Source organism: Blautia ammoniilytica, assembly GCF_025566965.1.
Classification (GTDB): domain Bacteria; phylum Bacillota; class Clostridia; order Lachnospirales; family Lachnospiraceae; genus Blautia_A; species Blautia_A ammoniilytica.
This window is the reverse complement of record NZ_JAOQJL010000024.1, coordinates 27,368-49,107: the sequence shown is the minus strand read 5'-3', so window position 1 is coordinate 49,107 and position 21,740 is coordinate 27,368. Positions and strand designations below refer to the sequence as shown.

At 42.5% G+C, this 21,740-nt stretch carries 14 protein-coding genes; all 14 read left to right on the top strand.

The window, feature by feature from the left end:
• Window positions 1-2,988, top strand: a 2,988-nt coding sequence (locus OCV61_RS12165; RefSeq protein WP_262582914.1) for a SpaA isopeptide-forming pilin-related protein, incomplete at its 5' end; no start/stop codon positions are given.
• Window positions 2,989-3,076: 88 nt separating this feature from the next.
• Window positions 3,077-3,217, top strand: a complete 141-nt coding sequence (locus OCV61_RS12160) for a hypothetical protein (RefSeq protein WP_166460071.1) — start codon at window positions 3,077-3,079, stop codon at window positions 3,215-3,217.
• A gap of 6 nt (window positions 3,218-3,223) precedes the next feature.
• Window positions 3,224-4,312, top strand: a complete 1,089-nt coding sequence (locus tag OCV61_RS12155; RefSeq protein ID WP_055057311.1) for a DUF5688 family protein — start codon at window positions 3,224-3,226, stop codon at window positions 4,310-4,312.
• A 68-nt stretch (window positions 4,313-4,380) separates the two neighbouring features.
• A complete protein-coding gene (locus tag OCV61_RS18995; protein ID WP_055057312.1) occupies window positions 4,381-12,063 on the top strand; it encodes a DEAD/DEAH box helicase family protein in 7,683 nt (2,560 codons plus the stop codon).
• An 80-nt stretch (window positions 12,064-12,143) separates the two neighbouring features.
• Window positions 12,144-14,903, top strand: a complete 2,760-nt coding sequence (locus OCV61_RS12145) for a YodL domain-containing protein (RefSeq protein ID WP_055057313.1) — start codon at window positions 12,144-12,146, stop codon at window positions 14,901-14,903.
• 27 nt (window positions 14,904-14,930) lie between these two features.
• Window positions 14,931-15,137 (top strand): PIN domain-containing protein, encoded by a 207-nt coding sequence (locus OCV61_RS12140; protein ID WP_024728263.1) that lies wholly within the window; start codon window positions 14,931-14,933, stop codon window positions 15,135-15,137.
• Between the two features lie 284 nt (window positions 15,138-15,421).
• Window positions 15,422-15,661 (top strand): helix-turn-helix domain-containing protein, encoded by a 240-nt coding sequence (locus OCV61_RS12135; protein ID WP_008688092.1) that lies wholly within the window; start codon window positions 15,422-15,424, stop codon window positions 15,659-15,661.
• Window positions 15,662-15,749: 88 nt separating this feature from the next.
• Complete coding sequence (locus OCV61_RS12130) at window positions 15,750-16,487, top strand: LytR/AlgR family response regulator transcription factor (RefSeq protein WP_055057314.1); 738 nt, start codon at window positions 15,750-15,752, stop codon at window positions 16,485-16,487.
• Complete coding sequence (locus OCV61_RS12125; protein WP_055057315.1) at window positions 16,484-17,779, top strand: sensor histidine kinase; 1,296 nt, start codon at window positions 16,484-16,486, stop codon at window positions 17,777-17,779. The genes OCV61_RS12130 and OCV61_RS12125 overlap by 4 nt, the downstream gene beginning before the upstream one ends.
• A gap of 101 nt (window positions 17,780-17,880) precedes the next feature.
• The gene (locus OCV61_RS12120) at window positions 17,881-18,039 is read left to right on the top strand and encodes a cyclic lactone autoinducer peptide (RefSeq protein WP_005344225.1); all 159 of its coding nucleotides are present in this window, start codon (window positions 17,881-17,883) and stop codon (window positions 18,037-18,039) included.
• Complete coding sequence (locus tag OCV61_RS12115) at window positions 18,039-18,623, top strand: accessory gene regulator ArgB-like protein (RefSeq protein WP_005344227.1); 585 nt, start codon at window positions 18,039-18,041, stop codon at window positions 18,621-18,623. Before OCV61_RS12120 ends, OCV61_RS12115 begins: the two co-directional genes overlap by 1 nt.
• 97 nt (window positions 18,624-18,720) lie before the next feature.
• Window positions 18,721-19,446 carry a thioesterase II family protein gene (locus OCV61_RS12110; RefSeq protein WP_055057316.1) on the top strand — a complete coding sequence of 242 codons (726 nt, stop codon included), beginning with the start codon at window positions 18,721-18,723 and terminating at the stop codon, window positions 19,444-19,446.
• A gap of 10 nt (window positions 19,447-19,456) precedes the next feature.
• A complete protein-coding gene (locus OCV61_RS12105) occupies window positions 19,457-20,155 on the top strand; it encodes a 4'-phosphopantetheinyl transferase family protein (protein ID WP_055057317.1) in 699 nt (232 codons plus the stop codon).
• Entirely contained in the window at window positions 20,145-21,734 is a 1,590-nt protein-coding gene (locus tag OCV61_RS12100) for a (2,3-dihydroxybenzoyl)adenylate synthase (protein WP_055057318.1), read from the top strand. The genes OCV61_RS12105 and OCV61_RS12100 overlap by 11 nt, the downstream gene beginning before the upstream one ends.
• The last annotated feature ends 6 nt before the right edge of the window (window positions 21,735-21,740 follow it).

Sequence of the window (21,740 nt, the reverse complement as noted above, 5' to 3'; positions counted from 1 at the left end):
GACAACAAGAAGTATGTGGAGCAGGTAACAACTTACCCAGTGACAACTACTCACAAGTCCTATTTTACGGACAGCCAGGGATATCTGATCATGCCGAAGAATCTGAAGATCGGACATTACCGAATTGAGGAAGTCAACGCACCGGAAGGGTACACAATCAACAAGAATTATGTAGAGATTGCAGTGGATGCAAACACAGCATACCAGATGGATTCTGAAAGCGGAGATGCCATTATTACGGTAGATTACGAGAACCATCCGGTAAAAGGAAAGCTGACGATCTATAAAAAAGGTGAGATGCTGACCGGATTCAAGAAGGATTTTGTTTATGAAGAAAGATACCTGAAGGGTGCAGAATTTAATGTCTATGCAGCTGAAAATATTTATACACCGGATTACCAGAAAGATGAAAACAGAAACAGACAGCTGATCTATGCAAAAGATGCACTGGTAACAACGGTAACGACTGGGGAAGACGGAAAAGCAGTTGCTGATAACCTGCCGCTTGGTTCTTACTATGTGGTAGAAGAGACTGCACCGGAAGGATTTGTCCTGAACCATGACAGATCAGAAGTCGCATTTGTCTATGCCAATCAGGATACACCGGTGATTGAACAAGAAGTGACTGTTGGCGATGACCGACAGAAAGTTGCGATTCAGGTAGAAAAACAGGATGCAGAAAATGGTGCAACCGTAGCAGGAGCTGTCTTTGGTATCTATAACAAAGCGGATATCAAGGCAGATGGAAAAGTAATCGTGAAAGTAGACACACTCTTACAGGAAATGACCTCTGATAATAATGGTCTTGCAGTATGTACGCTGGATCTGCCACTTGGACAGTATTATGTGAAAGAGTTAAAAGCACCGGCTGGATTTGTGTCCTCTGATGAAGTTCTGAATCTGAATGCTTCTTACCAGGGACAGGATGTGAAGACAGTAAAACTGAAAACAGTGAAAAAGAACCAGCCAACAACAGTAGAAATTACGAAATCTGATGTAACAACAGGTGTGGAACTGGATGGGGCAAAACTCACCGTTCTTGATAAAGAAGGAAATGTTGTGGATCAGTGGACTTCTGTAAAAGATCAGCCACATGTGATCAAACGACTGACAGTTGGTGAGGAATACACTCTTCGTGAGGAAATGGCACCTTATGGTTATCTGAAAGCAATGGATGTGAAGTTCACGCTGGAAGATACCGAAGAGATTCAGAAAGTAGAGATGAAAGATGAAGTACCGACAGGACTTCTGATCATCAACAAAAATGGAGAGTTTTTGGATAAAGTGACACTTCTGGACAATGTAAAAGGTACTGTGGAGCATCTCTTTGAATATGTAACTGGAAGTCTTACAGATGTAACTTTCGATGTATTTGCTGCGGAAGATATCAAAGCGGCAGATGGTGTCAGCGAAGATTATTTTAAAGCAGATGAAAAAGTGGGAACCATTACCACAGATTCTAATGGTATTGCACAGATGGGAGATCTCCCGGCTGGCAAGTACTATGTGAAGGAAGTAAAAACAGCCCATGGTTATGTGCTGGACAAAGAGCCGAGATATGTTGACCTTTCCTATCGTGATCAGGATACACCAGTTATCACTTATGATGAGAAATGGCAGAATGCCCGTCAGAAAGTAAAGGTTACGGTTCTGAAGAAAGAAAAAGATACAGAACGTGTTCTTGCAGGTGGTGTCTTCGGTCTTTATACCAGTGAAGATATCAAAAATGCAAAGGGTGAGGTACTCCTTGAGAAGGAAAGTCTGATCGAGCAGCGAGTAACGGATGAAAAAGGACAGATTACTTTTACGGCAGATCTTCCGATAGACGGAAAATACTATGTGAAAGAGATCTTTGCACCGGACGGATTTGTTACAACAGATGAAGTACAGGAGTTTACCTTTGAATATGCCGGAGAAGACCAGGCAGAAGTAAGCTACGACTTTACTTTTGAAAATCAGCCAACCACAGTGGAGTTGTCCAAAACAGACCTGACAACAGGTAAAGAACTTCCAGGTGCACACCTGAAAGTAACGGATTCAGATGGCAATACAGTAGATGAATGGACTTCTACGGAAGAATCCCATGTGATCAAAGAACTGGTTGTTGGTAAGAAATACACCATGACAGAGACAAAACCGGCAGATGGATATGTTACTGCAGAAAGTATTACCTTTACAGTAGAGAATATAGCAGAGGTTCAGAAGCATGATATGAAAGATGATGTGACAAAAGTAGAGATCAGTAAGACGGATATCACAGGAGAAACTGAGATTCCGGGTGCGAAACTGACGATTCTCGATAAGGATGATCAGGTAGTAGAGAGCTGGACTTCCACAGAGGAAGCACACTATATCGAAAAACTGCCAATCGGTAAATATACCTTACGTGAAGAGCAGGCACCGAAAGGATATCTTCTGACAGCCGATGTGACGTTTGAGGTGAAAGACACCGGAGAAATCCAGAAAGTGGCTATGAAAGATGATACTGCCAAGGGAAAAGTGATTCTCAATAAGACAGATAAATCGTCAGGAGAACCACTGAAAGGGGTAGAATTTGAACTCCGTGACAGTAAGGGAAAAGTTCTGGAAACCTTAAAGACAGATGCTGCAGGTCATGCGGAAAGTAAGCTGTATGAGATTGCCACATTTAAGAACGGCAAATATGATGCGGCGATCAAGTATTATCTGGTGGAAACAAAGACACTGGACGGATACACACTGGATCAGAGCAAGCATGAAGTGACGTTTGCCTATGCAGATGACAGTACACCGGTCGTGGAAGTCACTTTCAATCTGACAAACGAGAAACCGGAAGTTCCAGAAACACCGAACACACCGGATACACCACAGTCCCATGAAGAGACAAAGATATCAAATGCACCGAAAACAGGTGACAGCACGAATATCTGGCTGCCGATCCTACTTCTTGTAACTTCCACAGGAGGTATGGCAGGACTTTATATCAGCAGAAAAAGGAAAAGCAAATAAGGAAACCAAAATCAATGGTTATGATTGGGAGCTTCTATGTGAGGCTCCCTTTTTCATACAAAAAAATCACAGAAAGGAATAGAAAACTATGATGAAAGCAATGGAAAAAAGACAGGAAGCACGAAAAAACCAGGAGAAAACTTTAAAGAGAATGATGGCTTATCAGAAGAAAGCCGAGCAGATGATCAGCAGAAAAAGAATGAACCATCACATGATCAGAAAGGGGTAAAAGCGTATGATGAACAGAAAAGAATTTTATGAATATGTCAAAGACAATGTAAAGGAGTATCTGCCAGAGTCTTACAAGGACGCAGAAATTAAACTGCAGGAAGTAGAAAAAAACAACGGGTTGAAGTTGACAGGTATTACGATTCCAAACGGAGATCAGAGAATCGTACCGACAGTCTATCTGGATTCCCTCTACCAGGAATATATCCATGGAAAAGATGTAGACTCTTGTGTTGGCGATGTGGCTGATATGCGTATTGAGGCACAGGGAAAAGCAGAATTTTTTGATATGGGAGTTACGGATATTCTGGATTATGAAAAGATGAAGGACAAATTACAGATGAGAATTTGTGATAAGGAATGGAATACCGATCTTCTTGCAGATAAAGTAGTCACAGAACACGGAGATTTTGCAGCTTATTATGCAGTAAATCTGGAGGAAAATGGAGAAGGGATCAGCAGTATTCCGGTAACTGTTTCTCTGATGAACGAGTGGGGAGTATCTGCCGAACAGATTCAAGCGAATGCGATGGTGGCAGACCGAAAACGTGGTGTCACACTTATGGATATGAATGAGATTATCAAATCTATGATTTTTGGTGAAGAACCAGAAAACCTGCTGAATGAAAAAATGGATATGGAAGCCATGGAAAACCCAATGTTCTGTCTGACAAACAAAGCTAAGATGAATGGAGCTTCCCTGTTACTGCAGGAAGATATTCGTAAACAGATTGGGGAATGCCTGGGAAGTGATTACTTTGTCATCCCATCTTCCATTCATGAAGTGCTGATTCTTCCTGATAACGGCATTTTTCAGGTTCCGGAATTAAATGCGATGGTACAGGAAGTCAATGAGACACAGGTGGAAAGACAGGAACAGCTTTCGGATAAGGTTCAGTTCTGTGATAAAAAGACCGCAGTAATGGAAAATGCTGAGCGTAGGGAAGCTCGTTTGGAGAAAGAAAAAGCAGCCGAAAAAGTGGAAGTAAAAGGTGGAATCCATGGAAGACTGGAAAAAGCCAAGGCAGAAATCAAGGCAAAAGAGGGAGACAAAGTGCCAAAGAATAAGTCAAAAGAGCTTGCCACAGCATTATAAAGAGTAACAACGATGATTTTAAGGGGACTGTGCTAAGCAGTCCCTGATTTTATGAAAAGGAGTAGCGCATGGCAAATAAATTATATGCAATGGAACAGCTGACGGAAGAGGTGGCAAAAGATGTAGCTGCCAGTCCGCAGGAATGGATGCGGTTCCTAAACACTGCATCCAGACTGTACAAATACACTTTTCCAGAACAGCTTTTAATTTATGCACAGCGACCGGAAGCAACTGCCGTAGCATCCATGGAAATTTGGAATCAGAAGATGTACCGCTGGATCAAAAAGGGATCCAAAGGGATTGCCTTGATTGACAATACTTCCGGACCGAAAACGAAACTTCGGTATGTATTTGATGTGCAGGACACTTATAAAGTGCGGAATCTTGGAAAGGATCCTCAGTTATGGAATCTTCCGGTGGAAGGAGAACAGCTGGTGGCAGATTATCTGCAGGAGCAGTTATCACTGGAAGATACAGAAGGAGGACTTGCTGAAAGTCTGCATCAGGCAGCGAAGGAGAGTATGCAAGAATGGCTTCCAGATGCATTGGAAGAACTGAGACTGGACGTAACAGGGACATTTCTGGAAGAACTGGACGAACAGAATCAGGAAGTCGAATTTCGGGAACTGATGACCAATAGTGTCTGGTATGTATTACTAAACCGGTGTGGACTGGATGCACAGGAATATCTGGATGCAGAGGATTTTCGGCATATTACGGACTTTAATCAGCTGATAGTATTAGGACATCTGGGAAGTGCAGTCAATGAGATCAGCAGACCAGTCCTGATGCAGATTGGACGATATGTGCTGAATAATCTGGAAAATGACCTGAAAACGGTTGCAAAAGAAAAAGAAGTAGTCTATAATGAATTTAACACGTTAATGCGTGAAAGTAATACAGATAACACAGAAGATAGAGAAGAAAAAAAGGAGGAAACAGACTATGAGAGAGATCAGTTACAGCCAGAACGGAGAGTATCAGATTCCAGATATCAGCCTGGAAGAGACGAGAGGAACCATCGGCAAGTACGGAATGATGCGGAAAGAGTATCTGAGAAATCACAAGGTAGCCAGGTTCAACATTCTGACACTGCAGAACCGTCTGGACAGTCATCTGATGGAGATCGACAGCCAGGCAAGACAGAGAGTAGACGACCTGATGAACGAACTTCTGGAGAAAGATCCGGCACCGGACAAAATGGCAGACGGGATGGCATGGACCAGACACATGAACCAGATCAAGGCACAGGCAGAGGAGCTGGTGATTCAGGAGATTATTTACAGTTAAGTCTGTTCCCAACAGAAGAGGAACAGTTAGGAGAAATAAGGAAAGCGGCAGCTGCATTGGAACAGCCAGCCGCTTTTCTTATTTCCGATGAAGTGGTAAATGATATTCTCCGCACGGGAAGCGGACAGAAAAATACACTGTTTCATATTACAGCAAGACTGATTGAAGGTCTGGATAATGAAGAAATGCGGAGTTTTCTGAAAGATGAATATGGAACTGGTGGCAAAGGATTTACCATAGATGGTCAGAAAATCAGTATCTGGTATGACAATGATGGTATCCGTATCCGGCGAGGGGACTCTGCCAGAAGAAACTTTGACCGCATGGTTACGTGGGAAGAAGCAGCGAACAGAATTCGGGATATGTATGAGGATGGAAATTACGTGGATAATTTGATTTCCAATAATGCCATTGAACAGGAGCAGGAAGAAATGACCAATCTTCTTGCACTTCATTTTCGGGATACTTGCAGAAACTGGGAAAAGAAACAATCATATTCAGACTGGCAGGATGTAGTGAGTGGAGCATGGACAGATCAAGAGGAAGCAGATGCGATTGTCTATCGTTTTGAATGGCTGCAGAAATATATGGATGAGAATCCGGGAGATTATCACCGCTGGGAGATTCAGCATAATCCGGAATATTTCCAACGCTTTCAGGATCTTCAGAGGGAGCGTTCCTGGGTAGACCAGAAATTTACGGTCGAACGTCCGGCACTATCCTTTATCACACAGGATGAAATTGACGCAGTGTTAAGAAGAGGCGGCATTACTGCAGGAGGACGTAACCGAATCTATGAGTATTTCATGGAACATCATGATATGAAAGATGCAGCTGAGTTCCTGAAAAATGAGTATGGAACAGGTGGTTCCTCACCCGGAATACCAGGAGCAGATGCTTCCGACGCATCCCATGATGCAAAAGGATTAAAACTTGCAAAAGGGAAAATTGGCAGTCCAGAGGTAGAAGTTTTATTAAAGTGGAACAAGGTTGCAGAACGTGTTCGCCAGTTAATCCGCACAGATGATTATTTGTCACCGGAAGAAATGGAAAAGTACGAAGAACGACAGGAAGCACAAAGACTGGCAGACCTGGAAGAAGCACAGCAGATGTTAGGAGAACAGCTGGAACAGGATTCTTTTACAGCGGAAGATATAACGGATCTGCGACTAGTTGATTCAGAATATATGTCCGGTACCAGAACAAAAATCTATGATTTTGCTTGCAAAGTTAAGGGAGAAGAGAATCGACTTCAATACACATTAGAATATCATGATGATGGAGAAGGTTTCACGATTCATACGGAAAAAGATGATATTTGGGAGCGAATGTCAACACAAGAATTGGAACGTCTGGATGTAAAACTTGGACAAGAAGTACTTTATTATCATTATCACAACAAAACAGTAAATGCGGATACCTTAGATAAATTACGGGAAATCAAGGAAGAAATCATGGAGGAAGAGTCTTCCTATTTTACTGCTATTTCTAAACGTGTGTGGACAGATTATGATAAAAAAGAAAAAGAACTGTCGGGAGAAGCTGAGGTATTGGAAGAAAAAGAATCATTGGAAGAGATTAACGGAATAGCAGAACTGATTCCAGCAACGAACTTCCATATCACAGATGATGAACTTGGACAGGGAACACCGAAGGAGAAATTCCGAGCCAATATTATGGCTATTCAGCTGTTAAAAAAATGTGAGGATGAGAACCGCAATGCGACACCAGAGGAACAGGAAATCTTATCCAGGTACGTCGGCTGGGGAGGTCTTGCAGATGCATTTGATGAGACAAAATCTGCATGGGAGACAGAATATTTGGAATTAAAGACCGTCCTTACACCGGAAGAATATGCTGCAGCCAGAGCTTCCACATTAAATGCTCATTATACACAGCCGATTGTGATTGAAAGTATGTATCAGGTGTTGGAGAATCTGGGATTTACAAAGGGAAATATCCTGGAGCCATCTATGGGAGTCGGGAACTTCTTTGGAAAGCTTCCAGAGAATCTAAACCAGTCCAAACTCTATGGAGTGGAACTGGACAGCATCAGTGGCAGAATTGCTAAACTTCTCTATCCAGATGCCAATATCCAGATCAAAGGCTTTGAGAAGACGGATTATCCCAATGATTTCTTTGACGTGGCAATCGGAAATGTGCCATTCGGTGCATATAAGGTCAATGACCGTCAATATGACCGCTACAATTTTATGATTCATGATTACTTTCTTGCCAAGACTATAGATCAGTTACGTCCAGGTGGTGTAGCTGCGTTGATCACAACAAAGGGAACTATGGACAAGGAATCACCGGAAGTCCGGAAATATTTGGCAGAGCGTGCAGACCTGCTGGGGGCTATCCGACTGCCGAACACAGCTTTTAAGGCAAATGCAGGAACAGAAGTCAGTGCTGATATTTTGTTTTTCCAGAAGCGTGAGAGTTTCACAAAAGAGATGCCAGACTGGGTGAATTTGGAGAGTGATGCAAATGGGATTACCATTAACAAGTATTTTGTTCAGCATCCGGGATTGATTCTTGGTGAGATGAAAGAAGTGTCCGGTCCGTATGGTATGGAAACAACCTGTGCTCCAATGGAAGGAGCTGATCTGGAATTACAGTTACAAGAAGCTGTAAAACACATCAGAGGAAGCATGGTAGCGGCAGTAGATATAGAGGCAGAACTGGATGAGATGCCAGAGAGTATTCCGGCAGATCCGAATGTCCGAAATTACAGCTATACGGTGGTAGATGATCAGGTATATTACCGTGTCAATTCTTTGATGAATCAGGTGAAAATGCCTGCAGTCACTGCAGAACGTGTAAAAGGCATGGTTGCAATCCGTGATACCGTTCGTGAACTGATCGCCATGCAGATGGAAGAATTTGTCACAGACGAAGAAATCCAGAAACAGCAGAAAAAACTGAATCAGGTGTATGATACCTACACAGCAAAGTATGGAGTTATTGGAAGTAATGCTAACAAACGTGCATTTTCTGATGACTCTTCTTATTGTCTGCTGTGTTCCCTGGAAGACTTGAATGAAGATGGAACATTGAAGCGGAAAGCGGACATGTTCACCAAACGAACCATTAAAAAGGCGGTCGCTGTGACAAGTGTGGAGACAGCCACAGAAGCACTTGCTCTGTCCCTAAATGAAAAGGCTAAAATAGATCTTCCATATATGGCACAGTTGACCGGAAAGACCGAAGAGAAAATCACAGAAGAGCTGGTTGGAGTTATCTTCAAAAATCCACTGACAGACCAGTGGGAAAGCGGAGATGAATATCTGTCTGGAAACGTCAGAGATAAATTAAATACAGCGAGAACTTTTGCAGAGAATCATCCGGAATTCACACCGAATGTGCGTGCATTGGAGGCAGTTCAGCCAAGAGATCTGGAAGCGTCGGAGATTGAAGTGCGTATTGGAGCCACCTGGATTGAACCTTCGGATTATCAGGATTTTATGGTGGAACTGCTTCATACGCCGAGGTATCTTGCACAGAAGGAAATACAGGTAAAATTCTCTGAGGTAAATGGTGAGTGGAGGATTACAGGAAAGAACGCCGACAGTCCAAGAAATGCGTTTGCTTATGCAACGTATGGAACGGAGAGAGCAAATGCCTACCGGATTCTGGAAGATACCTTGAATCTAAAAGATGTTAGAATCTATGATAAAGTCGTAAATGACAATGGGGATGAAGTGCGAGTTTTGAATAAAAAAGAAACTATGTTGGCATCACAAAAGCAGGATGCCTTGAAGGCTGCATTCCAAGATTGGATTTTTAAGGATCAGCAGAGGAGAGAAAGGCTGGTAAGCGTGTACAATGAGCGTTTCAATAGTATCCGTCCCCGTGAATATGATGGTAGTCACTTGAGTTTTCCAGGAATGAATCCGGAAATAGAGCTTCGTCCGCATCAGAAAAATGCAGTCGCACATCAGTTATACGGTGATAATGTGCTTCTGGCACATGTAGTAGGAGCTGGGAAGACTTACGAAATGGTAGCGGCGGCAATGGAGAGCAAACGTCTGGGATTATCACAAAAGAATCTCTTTGTTGTGCCAAACCATTTGACAGAGCAGTGGGGAGCGGAGTTCCTGCAGTTATATCCAGGAGCAAATATTTTGGTAGCAACCAAGAAAGACTTTGAACCGGCAAACCGAAAGAAGTTCTGTGCCAGAATCGCTATGGGAAATTACGATGCTGTTATTATTGGTCATTCCCAGTTTGAGCGTATTCCAATCTCTGATGAGAAACAGGAAGCCATGCTTCAGAGGCAGATTGATGATCTGGAAATGGCAATCCAGAGTGCAAGGTATGAACAGGATGGTGGACGTTATACCGTCAAACAGATTGAAAAGACAAGAAAAACATTGCAGACAAGGCTGGAGAAACTGAATCAGAAAGAGAAAAAAGATCAGGTAGTTACGTTTGAAGAACTGGGAGTGGATCATTTATATGTAGATGAAGCACACAGTTATAAAAACGCATTTCTTTATACAAAAATGAGAAATGTAGCCGGGATTGCACAGAATGAAGCACAGAAGTCGGCGGATATGTTTAATAAATGTCAGTATCTGGATGAGATTACCGGAGGAAAAGGCATTACCTTTGCTACGGGCACACCGATTAGCAACAGCATGACGGAATTATATGTTATGCAGAGGTATCTGCAGAACAGCAAATTACAAAATATGGGACTTGGACTGTTTGATTCCTGGGCCTCCACCTTTGGCGAGGTAGTCACGAGCATTGAGCTTGCACCAGAAGGAACAGGCTACCGTGCAAAGTCAAGATTTGCAAGATTTTATAATATTCCGGAACTGATGAATATGTTTAAGGAGATTGCAGATATCAAGACTTCCGATCAGTTAAAGCTTCCTGTGCCAGAGGCGGAATATGAAACAGTGGTGCTGAAACCAACGGAACAGCAGAAAGAAATCGTAGAAAGTCTGGGGGAACGTGCAGAAGTTGTCAGAAACGGAGGGGTAGATGCTTCGGTTGATAATATGCTGAAAATTACCAATGATGGAAGAAAATTGGCATTGGATCAGCGTTTGGTGAACGAATTATTGCCAGATAATCCAGAAAGCAAAATATCAGTCTGTGCAGAGAAAAGTTATGAGATCTGGAAAGACACGGCAGCACAGAAATCTGCACAATTGATTTTCTGTGACTTGAGCACACCGAAAGGTGATGGCAGTTTCAATGTTTATGATGACTTGAAGCAGAAACTGATAGCGAAAGGTGTACCGGAAAAAGAGATTGCTTTTATTCATGATGCAAATACAGAAGCAAAGAAGACGGAGCTGTTTGGAAAAGTGAAATCCGGGCAGGTTCGTTTTTTGATTGGCTCAACAGCAAAGATGGGTGCCGGGACCAACGTGCAGGACCGTCTGATTGCGTTGCACCATCTGGATATTGGCTGGAAACCATCTGATTTGGAACAGAGGGAAGGGCGTATTATCCGTCAGGGAAATCATAATAAAAAGGTTCATATCTTCCGGTATGTAACTGAATCCACATTTGACAGCTACATGTGGCAGTTGGTTGAGAACAAGCAGAAATTCATTTCTCAGATTATGACCAGCAAAGCACCTGTGCGAAGCTGTGAAGATGTGGACGAAGCGGCACTTTCCTATGCAGAGGTCAAAGCTCTTGCAACCGGAAATCCAGCAGTAAAAGAGAAGATGGCATTGGATGTTGATGTGGCAAAATTAAAACTTTTAAAAGCCAACCACATGAATAACCAGTACCGCCTGGAAGATGATATTGCAAGGAATTTTCCACAACAGATTGCAAAACTGACAGAAATCATTGACAGCTACAAGGCAGACATCGCTCATTACTCAGAGCATAAAATCACAGATCCAGAGCAGTTTACTATGGAGATTGGCGGCAAAGAGTTCACAGAAAAGAAAGAGGCAGGAGCAGCACTTCTGGCGGTATGTAAAGATATTAAAGCTGTAGATGCTGCGATGGATATCGGAAACTATCAGGGATTCAATATGAGGATTCAGTTTGATGGATGGAGTAAAGAATTTATTCTATCTGTCAAACATGAGGCTGTCTCGAAAGTTCATCTTGGAGCAGATGCACTTGGAAATATTACTCGTATCAACAATCTGTTGGACAGTTATCCAGAGAAGCTTTCAGAAGCACAACAAAGACTGGAAACAGTATATGAACAGCTTGCAAATGCAAAAGAAGAGGTTGGAAAGCCATTTCCAAAAGAAGAGGAGTTGAACCAGAAACTGGAGCGACTGTCAGAATTAAATGCATTGCTCAATATGGATGAACGGGAAGATGCAGAAACAGAGGTGTCTGAATCAGATGAGAAAGAAGAAAGACCGACACGTGGTTCTATCCATGAAAAACTGCAGATTTATAAAGAAAAGAGTCAGCGGGAAAGTGAAACTGGCAAGGAAAACAGAAAACGGGACTTCGGTCTGGAATAAATAAACAGGAAAGATGGCATAATTTGGTAGAAGAAGGTTCTGCCTGTTATGCCATTTTTTAGAACACAGGAGGAATTTGAATGGCGAGAAGTATGATAACAGGAAAAGAAACGCAGAAAATGCAGGAATATACGCAGGAACGGATTGCTCAGGCAGAGCGTAGAGATATAGAATTTTCAACAGATGTAAAAGAACAGATTTTTGAATATGCGAATCTGATCGGCGAGGAAGAGAAAGTTAGGAATTTGGTAAGAAATCTGGCAGATGCAGTGAGTCAGGCAGATCAAGAAGGTGTAGAGGATTTGCTGGATGACGCAAGAATGGATATTCAAGAACTGCTGGATCCAACCATAGGTAAGCTGGAATTACGTGACTATGGATATACAGCAGAAGATATGGTGCCACTTAGAAAAGAAGCAGCCTTGGATTATCACAGAATGGGTTCTAAGATTTATTGCCTTGGAAGTGATGGCAGTAAAGGTGAATATGCGAGTAAAGAAATGATACAGGCACACGACGGTTTGTTTGGAATGGAATTGCAGATGTGGGAACGGATAAAGGATAACAACCTAGATTATGCAGAAGAAAATTTAGGAGCATTTCAGGAGCCTATGAGTGTCATTGAGCAGGAAGAAGCACTGAAATTATACGATGCAGGAGCAGATATCTATCTGATCACTAATTTTTCATCACCGATGTATGTCACAGAACGTATGGAAATTGAACGAGGACCAGAGCATTATCAGATGTCTATGACAGAACTGGAGCGTTTCCGTAACCTGGAATGGGAAATGCAGAAATATCCACAGATTCAGTCATTGAAAGAAGCAAACCTGTTGTTAGGAACAAGAAGGGTATTTGGTATTTATCAGATCCGGGATGATTCACCGGGCGAAAACTATGCTTTTATGAATATGAGTTTTATTGAAAGTCATGGTATGAAGATAAAAAAAGAAGATTACAAGCTGGTCTATGTTGGTGAATTATCAGGAAATATGTCACTGGATGATATTTTTGAAAGATTCAACATTGATAGACCGGAAGATTTCCGTGGGCATTCCCTGTCTGTCAGTGATATCGTAGTTCTGAATGACGGGGAAAAAGTAACTGCTCATTTTGTAGACAGTATCAGTTTTGAACAGCTAGATTCTTTCCTGAATCTGGAAGAACAGGTCCTTAGTGAACTGGCATATGAGGTAGGAGAACGTTACTTTGCTATTCAGAGAACAGAAGAAGGATATGATTATTCCTTTTACGATGAAGATTTCCGCTTGATGGATGGTGGCGTTTATGAGAATGATGAAATTTCTATTGAAGAAGCGGCGGAGGAACTTTTGGAAGACGAAGGCTGGACTGGAGAACGCATCCGTGGAGATTATGATCGGTTGATGGAGAAAGTAGAAGAAATGGATGAAGTTGTAATGGCAGAGATTCAGAAAAGCCAGGGCGAATATAAGCCATTGGCAAAGGTGGAGGAACTGGAAGAGGCCAATTATAACATGATTGATAATGTACTCAATAATATGCCGCCTAAGAAAGAAGCTTATCTGGAATATTATGCTGCAGAATGTGATGAAATTCATGATATGGGAGCTTATGAGAAAAGCACAGATGTGAAAGAAATCGCAGCAATCTATGAGAAGTACAGAGAAGATCCGGAAAACGCTTATAAAGGCAGTGGAATGGGGATTATTTATCGTGATCCGGAGGATAGCTTGTTTGATGAAACAGAACTGTTAATTGTAATGGGAACAACGATACACGGCGACTTCTTGGATAATGTGCGGTTTTTAAAAGATCAGCCGGTGGTGCGTGAAGGTTTGGAGAAGATTCATAAAGCATTGCCTGATTATAAATATATCCCGATTCAGGATGTGCGTGAGGCAATGTATCCGAAAAAAATGACAACAGAAGAACTGGCAGCAGCATTGGATGAGATTGCGGAAGACTTCGATCCGTATGACTATCGGGACCATGTAGAGCCAGGGCAGGATACCATACAGGAAGTCATGCTGGATCTGCAAAGTGGAAATGTTGGTTCTTATATTTCCTTTCTGAAGGATGTGATTGAAGAAGACTGTGAGCAGTCCGTGTGGGCAGGTGTTTTGCTGGAACGGCTGAAATCCTACGAACCAGATATATCCAAAGAAACAGAGCCGATGGTGTATGTGAATTACTGTGAAAAGCGAGAGCTGATGGAACCACGCTGTCAGAAGCTCTCAGATCTGGATTCCCGTACTGCACAGAAGGATAAGGAATGGTACGCAGACCGTAATCCGAGGACGGATGAGCCGATGGTAACAGCCCAGATGTTTTTTACTATATATTATGCGGAAAAAGGCGATAAAATGATGCAACATTTCAAAGGGAAAATAGATATTGGAACAGGAAATGGCGGTATTTTAAGTCAGCTGAAACTCCAAAATGAACTGAAACTTACGGATGAAAGCTGGATTGGTTATCTGAAAAACAAGGGAAATGAAGAGTTTCAGAAGTGTATGGAAGATCTGACCGATATGCAGAACCATGTGCTGCCATATTTGCAGAGCTTTTGCAGTCTGGAAGAAAAAAGTGTGCAGGAAAAGCAGGAACGGCAGGTTGCAGAAAAGCAGGACAGCAGAGTAGAAGCGTCAAGAGCAGCGAATGTGACAAAAGGGGATAATGACAAAGCTGTGAAAAAGGTAGTTTCGAGTATGCAAACAGAAAAGAATAAAGCAACTACGAAGGCAAAGAAGCCATCTATTCATGAACGACTGGAAATCAATAAGAGAAAAATCCAAGAAAAGCAGGGAAAAGATGAGCTGGAGAGAGGAGCTGATCGGGATGTAAGAACGGTATAAATTTATAGAAAGGCACTTGGCTCCGTTTTGGACATAGCAAAAGTGCTGACAGTGACGAACGAAGATGTGCTGCCTGCTTATTTGCAGAGAGTATCTGATTTTGAAGACTGCCTACTTGCAACTTGTACGAAGGAGAATCAGTGTGATGCGATTGTGACAAGGAATAAAAAGGATTTTCTTTCCTTTTGGATTACACTGCTTTCTCCGGAAGAACTGCTGAATATTTATTCGTAAAAATATGTTTTTACAATCGGCAGCAGAAGGAAAGTTGAATGATAACCCCGATCCAGCATACTGCAAAATATAAAAATTTTATAACAAAGTGGAAAACCCTGCGTAGGATCAGAAATGTTCTCACAGGGTTTCATGTATCTAATAAAATATAGAAATTTAGCGGATTTCTGCTAGAATAAGAAAAACTGTTAAAAAAATATCGTGCATAGATCAAAAAGACTATATATGGGCGACCTTTTAAAGCCGATTTATATAAAATAGAAGAAAAAAAGGTGGTCGATACCGTGGATATAAAAACAGCGGTCATATATCGGTTAAACGATCTGATTAAGCAGAAAGATATCACAGTGAATGAAGCGGCGGTGCGCTCAGGCGTCCCGCCTTCAACACTGAAAAATATTTTGTATGGACAAAGCAGGAATGCTGGCGTAGTTACAATTAAAAAGATATGCGATGGATTGGATATTACAATACAGGAATTTTTTGAAGATCCCATCTTTGCAGATTTGGAACCGGAGTTATAGGAACAGGTAAATAATCTTAGGATTCAGATTCTGCAAGATGGTTTTTTTATGGGAAAGGGTTAGAAGAAACTAACACTGGAGGATGAATATGTGTAAAATAGCAATTTGCGACGATGATAAAGAATACAGGGAGAAAATAAAGACGGTCATAGAAACGGAAGGGATTCTGTCTTCGAATGAGATACGGTTTTATGAATATGAATCAGGAAAAGAATTATTGGAAGATGCGGATATTTTGCATGATCTGATTTTTATGGATATGCGTATGCCTGGATTGGATGGAAATAAAACAGTACTGAAGCTGAGGGAATATAATGAAGCAGCGATATTGGTGTTCTGCTCCGGATACTTTGAGCCGACTTCAGACAGCATCAATATTGGGCAGCCGTTCCGGTATATTATGAAAGACTTGCATGACAGAAGTCTGAAAAGGGAAATCCCTGCGATTTTATCAAAAGTAAAATTGCACTGTGGAGATTCTTCCGTGACGGTTACATCAGCGGGAAGAGTAATTCGTATCTATACGGAAGACATTTTATATATCTGTCTGGCGAAAAGGGGTTGCTCTATATACGTTGCTAGGCAGGGGGAGATAGATGAGATACATTGTAAGGAATCTTTAGGCGATTTATATGAACGTCTGGCCGGAAGGGGATTTGAGTATGCACATAACAGTTATATTGTAAATCTGGCGAAAGTGGAAGGATTGGAAAAGAATGTGGCGCTGCTACAGATGGGAATCCAATTGAATGTTTCAAGGTCGAGAAAAGGTCAGTTTGCTGACGCTCTGATCATGTTTCTTGGGGAAAGGAACGGCATGGTATGATAGTAAGAGATTTTTTGATCTGCCTTCTTCAGATGTATCTGTTGGAAGATCTGGAAAAGAACATGCTTCCATACAGAAGAGAAAACTTTTGGGGAAAATTTCTCGTATATTTTGTCGTAGCGCTGATAATGCTCGGAATCAACCACTTGGAATCCTCAATATTTAATATGGTAATGATTCCGGTAACGTATATGATTGTGTCAATGGTTGTGTTCCGGGGAAATATATGGAAGAAGCTGGTTATAGTATGCTGCTATTATGTGCTGGCAATTATTCCTGAATTTCTCTTTGCAACGCTTACGAATGCGTATGGCGTGACTGGTGCATCTGAGGGTTTTGGGACGGAAATAGAAAAAACATTAGCGCTACTACTGATGAGTACCATGACATTTCTGTTTATTAAATGCATTAATCAGGTAACGAGAAAAAGGGATTATCTGACGATTGAGAATAAAACTTTTACTGTGCTGCTCATGCTGCCAACCGCTACGATCATTATATTAGGATGTGTGTTTTATTCAAATATTTCTTTTGAAGGAATGAACAGGGTTATGGTTCCGGTAGGAGCTTCGCTGCTGCTATTGACGAATATCTTCATTTTCTCAGTGTTTGACCGGTTTGTAGAGAAATCAGAAGAAGTGAAGAAGATGGACCGGCTTTACCAGAAAAGCAGGGCGGAGATTGCTAATTTACAGTATATGAATAAGGTCAATGAGGATAACAGGGCATTCTTACACGATATAAATAAATTCATTTGTACAGTAGCCGGTTTGATGGAAGAAGGAGAAAATCAAGAGGTTAAGGAGATTATGGAACATTTAGGTGTCCGGATTCAGAGCCTTCAAAAAGGTGTGTATTGCGAACACCCGATCTTGAACAGCATCCTGTGCGAAAGGAAATTCCTTGCGGAATCTAAAAATATTTCCTATAAGATTACTCTGGGTAATGATCTCAGGCTGGACTTTCTGGAAGAACTGGATATGATCTCAATCGTAGGTAATCTTTTGGATAACGCACTGGAAGCGGCAGAAAAGACAAAAGATGGCCGATATGTGGAATGCAGGATGTATATGGGAAATGAGGAACATTTCCTTGTTATGGAATTTTGCAACGGGTATGTTGTTCCACTGTTAAAGGACAAGGACCGGTACATAAGCACCAAAAGAGATGCAGACAGTCACGGGATCGGACTGCATACGGTGGGAAAACTGGTTAAAAAGTATGCGGGAATTATGAGAGTGGAGGCCGGAGAACGGGAGTTCTCTGTTAAGCTTATCTTTACAATAAAATAAAGATGTGCAAAAATCGCCCAAAAAGTTACCGTTTTTGCCACGGTAATTGAAAAGAGGGCGATTTTTGTGTAAACTTTCGGAAAAAAGGAGGCTTTGTAACTATGAAAAAAATAATCAGAAAAAACCTGGGAATCAAACTGCTTGGAGCTGTAAACTGTCTTGCACTCTGCTTGACGGCGTATACGGCAAATCTGGCGTGCAACTGGCTGTACTATCAGGAAGATGAGCCGGAAGAAGTTAAGAAAATGAGGAAATTCTAGTGTGGAAAAAAATGGCTGGTCGGCTTTTTGAACTACAAAGCAGGAATGGGATTCTTGAAGAGAAAGACCGCAGGCTGTATGAATATGCTTACGGCGTACTGCTGGGCAGGGTGGTAATATACCTTATCATCGTCATACTTGGCATCATAACGGGGAATTGGATGGAGATGATAGTCTTTTTATTGCCCTTTACTGTTTTAAGGCAGTATGCCGGAGGGATTCATTTGGAAAAGGCAGGGGGCTGCATGGCTGTTTCCGGTATCCTTGTCCTTCTATGCAGTCTGTATCTGGCGTCTGCTCCGGCTGTAATATGGCAAATGCGGATCATATGGTTTGTCGCGGTTGGCGTTATATTTATCATGGCGCCGGTAGATGCCAGCAGCAAGAAGTTGGATGCGAAAGAGAAAAAAGTTTATGGGATGCGCGCGAGGGTAATTTTAGTTATTGAATGCGCGATAGCAGGTGTTTTTTCTGTGATTGGATATTCCCTGATCGTAAACGGGATTATGGTAGCGCATATTGTTTTGGCGTCTGGTTTAATATTAGGATGGACCAAAATTTTTTTTGATAAAGAGTTAGAGTGAACTAATCCATGATAGGAATAAGAAATACCTGGGAAAAGCGTATTGCAAAAGGATGATAAACAGAACAAAAAGAACATGATACAAGAGGAATATAAAAGTGAATTTGAAATTGATAAAAAATACAGAAAATATCAACAAAGAGAAAATAACCTTGTTCTGCCTGCCGTTTGCAGGAGGCGGTGCTTCTGCTTATAACCAGTGGGCGAAAAAGATGCAGGGGAAAGTAACGGTATGCCCAGTTCAGCTTCCGGGAAGGGAAGAACAGATCATGGAGAAACCGTATATAGATATGTCGGTTATGTTAGATGACCTGGAAGAGGCTGTAAGAAAGGTTGTGTACGGACCGTATGCCTTATGGGGACACAGTATGGGTGGGAAGATCGCCTATGAGCTGGAAAAACGGTTGGAGGCAGCGGGATATACTGCAAAATGCCTGTTTATTTCCGGCAGCCGGGTTCCTAGTATTCCGGAGCCAAATCCAATCTATCATCTTCCGGATGAAGAGTTTAAGAGGGAACTGGGGAGATTTGAAGGGACGCCCAAGGAGGTACTGGAGAACCAGGAATTGCTGGATTTCTTTCTGCCTATGCTGCGGGCAGATTTTACCATGGATGAAACGTATTATGACAAGGCGGGAATAGTGCTGCATACGCCTATCGCTGCATTTGGCGGAGAAAAGGACGGAGAAGCGGATGAGAGTGCGATCTTGGAATGGGGAAAGTATACGGACAATGATTTTAACTACCGGATATTTCCGGGAGGACATTTTTATCTGCGGGATTGTGAAGACGAAGTAATAAGTGAGGTCATGAGACTGCTTTAGAGAATGAAAAATGGAGATTAAACGATACGGAGAAAAGGAATTTCTGTCAGCAGACAAACTTTATATCCGTGAAAATGAGATACATATATGGTGTATCCGCTGGCCTGAAATGACAGATTTCTGGAAGAACCATGAATATATCCTGAGTGGGCAGGAATTGGAGCAAGCCGGAAGATTCCGTTTTCCTGAAGACAGGATGCGTTATATAGCCGGGAAGGTTGTCGTGCGGATCCTCTTAAAAAGATACTTAGATATGGAAACGATTGATTTTTCTGTCAATGAACTGGGTAAGCCTTATCATAAAGAAATCGCAGGAAAGCAGACAGTCAATTTTAATATTTCGCATTCGGGGGAATTCATACTGGAGGGATTCGCTGTCGGAATGGATATCGGAGTGGATGTGCAGGAAATGGCAGGATGCCCGGATTACAGGGAGATAGCCGGGAATTTCTATACGGCAGAAGAAGCGGAAGATGTAATAAATGAGGGACCGGAACTGTTTTTCCAGTATTGGGCGGCGAAAGAAGCGTATGTAAAAGCGATCGGTATTGGATTGGGAAGAGGAATGGATTTCTTCTCTGTCAGAAACGGGGAAATTACAGAAAAAGGCAGGAAAGGCCAGGGATGGCATTTGTATCCGGTAAAGATTGAGGGATATGCTGCGTATGTGGCGGCGCATAAGAAAGGAGACAAATCAAATGAGTTATAAGAAGGATATGAGCAAATACGAGCATCTGGAAGGATGGGAACGATGCGGCTTTGGAGAGCAGCTTGATAAGTGGGCGGAAAAATATGGAGAAAGAACTGCGGTCACGGACAGCGAAGACGAGATCAGTTATATGGAATTAAAGCAAAAAGCAGATTGTCTTGCGGCAGCTTTTCTGCGTAAAGGGATTTTAAAGGGAGACAAAGTGCTTGTGCAGCTTCCGAATAGGATTTCTTTTGTGATCGTGTTTTTTGCGCTTTCCAAGATTGGGGCGGTGCCAATCATGATGCTGCCGGCCCACAGGGAGGCGGAACTGGAAGGAATTATTGAACTGGCAAAGCCGGCCGCTTATATTGTGGTGGAGAAATATCTGGGATTTTCATATGTGCCGATGGCAAATGCGATGAAAGAGAAATATTCATGTATCCGGCATATATTTGTAGATAGCGAATCCGGGGATATCAGTGGAATGATTGCGGAAACGTGTGGAGAAAATGGAGCATTTCCGGCTGTGGATGGGTATGAAACGGCGGTGCTTTTGCTGTCCGGCGGGACGACAGGGGTTCCGAAACTGATTCCGCGCACCCATACGGATTATATGTATAATGCCCGCATGTCCGCGAAGAGATGCCGCTTGGATAGCAGTGACGTTTATCTGGCGTCTCTTCCGGTAGCTCATAATTTCCCATTATGCTGCCCGGGGCTTTTAGGCACGCTGGACGTGGGAGGAAAAGTTGTGCTTGCGTCTGCGACCAGCCCGGATGATATCCTTGACGCAATTACAGAGGAAGGTGTCACGATAACGGCATTGGTTCCTGCTATGGTTACTGTGTGCATGGAAATGCTGGAATGGGATGAAAATTATGATATATCCAGCCTGCGGATTTTGCAGGTGGGCGGCGCAATGCTGGAAGATTCCCTTGCGGATAAGATCATTGAAGAATGGCCGTGTAAACTGATGCAGGTATTTGGTACGGCGGAGGGGCTACTGTCCTTTACTAGCCCGGAGGATGAAGGTTCCCTGATCGCAAGATGTCAGGGAACTCCGGTGTCTCCTGCGGATGAAGTGAAGATTGTGGATGAAGAAGATAAGGCCGTACCGGAAGGAGTTTTTGGGGAATTATTATCCAGAGGCCCGTATACGATTGATGGTTATTATATGGCGGAGGAAGCGAATAAAAAGAGCTTTACGCCGGACGGATTTTACCGGACGGGCGATAAAGCTATGTGGACGAAAGACGGAAGGTTACGTTTGGGCGGGAGGATCAAAGAGCAGATTAACCGCGCCGGAGAAAAGATCATGCCTTCAGAGATTGAAGCTTACCTTTGCAGGCATTCGAAAATCAAAGAGGCAGCCGTTGTCGGCGTTCCGGATGAAACCCTTGGAAACCGGATATGTGCATTCCTTGTGACCGATGATGAAGCCGGGATTGATTTACAGGAAATCCACAGGTTCCTGCGGGAAATAGGCATTGCGGCGTATAAAATGCCGGATCAGATAGAACGGGTAGAGACATGGCCGCTGACCAGCGTAGGAAAAATAGATAAGAAAGCATTAGAACGGATGGCGCAGGAAAAATAGAAGGAG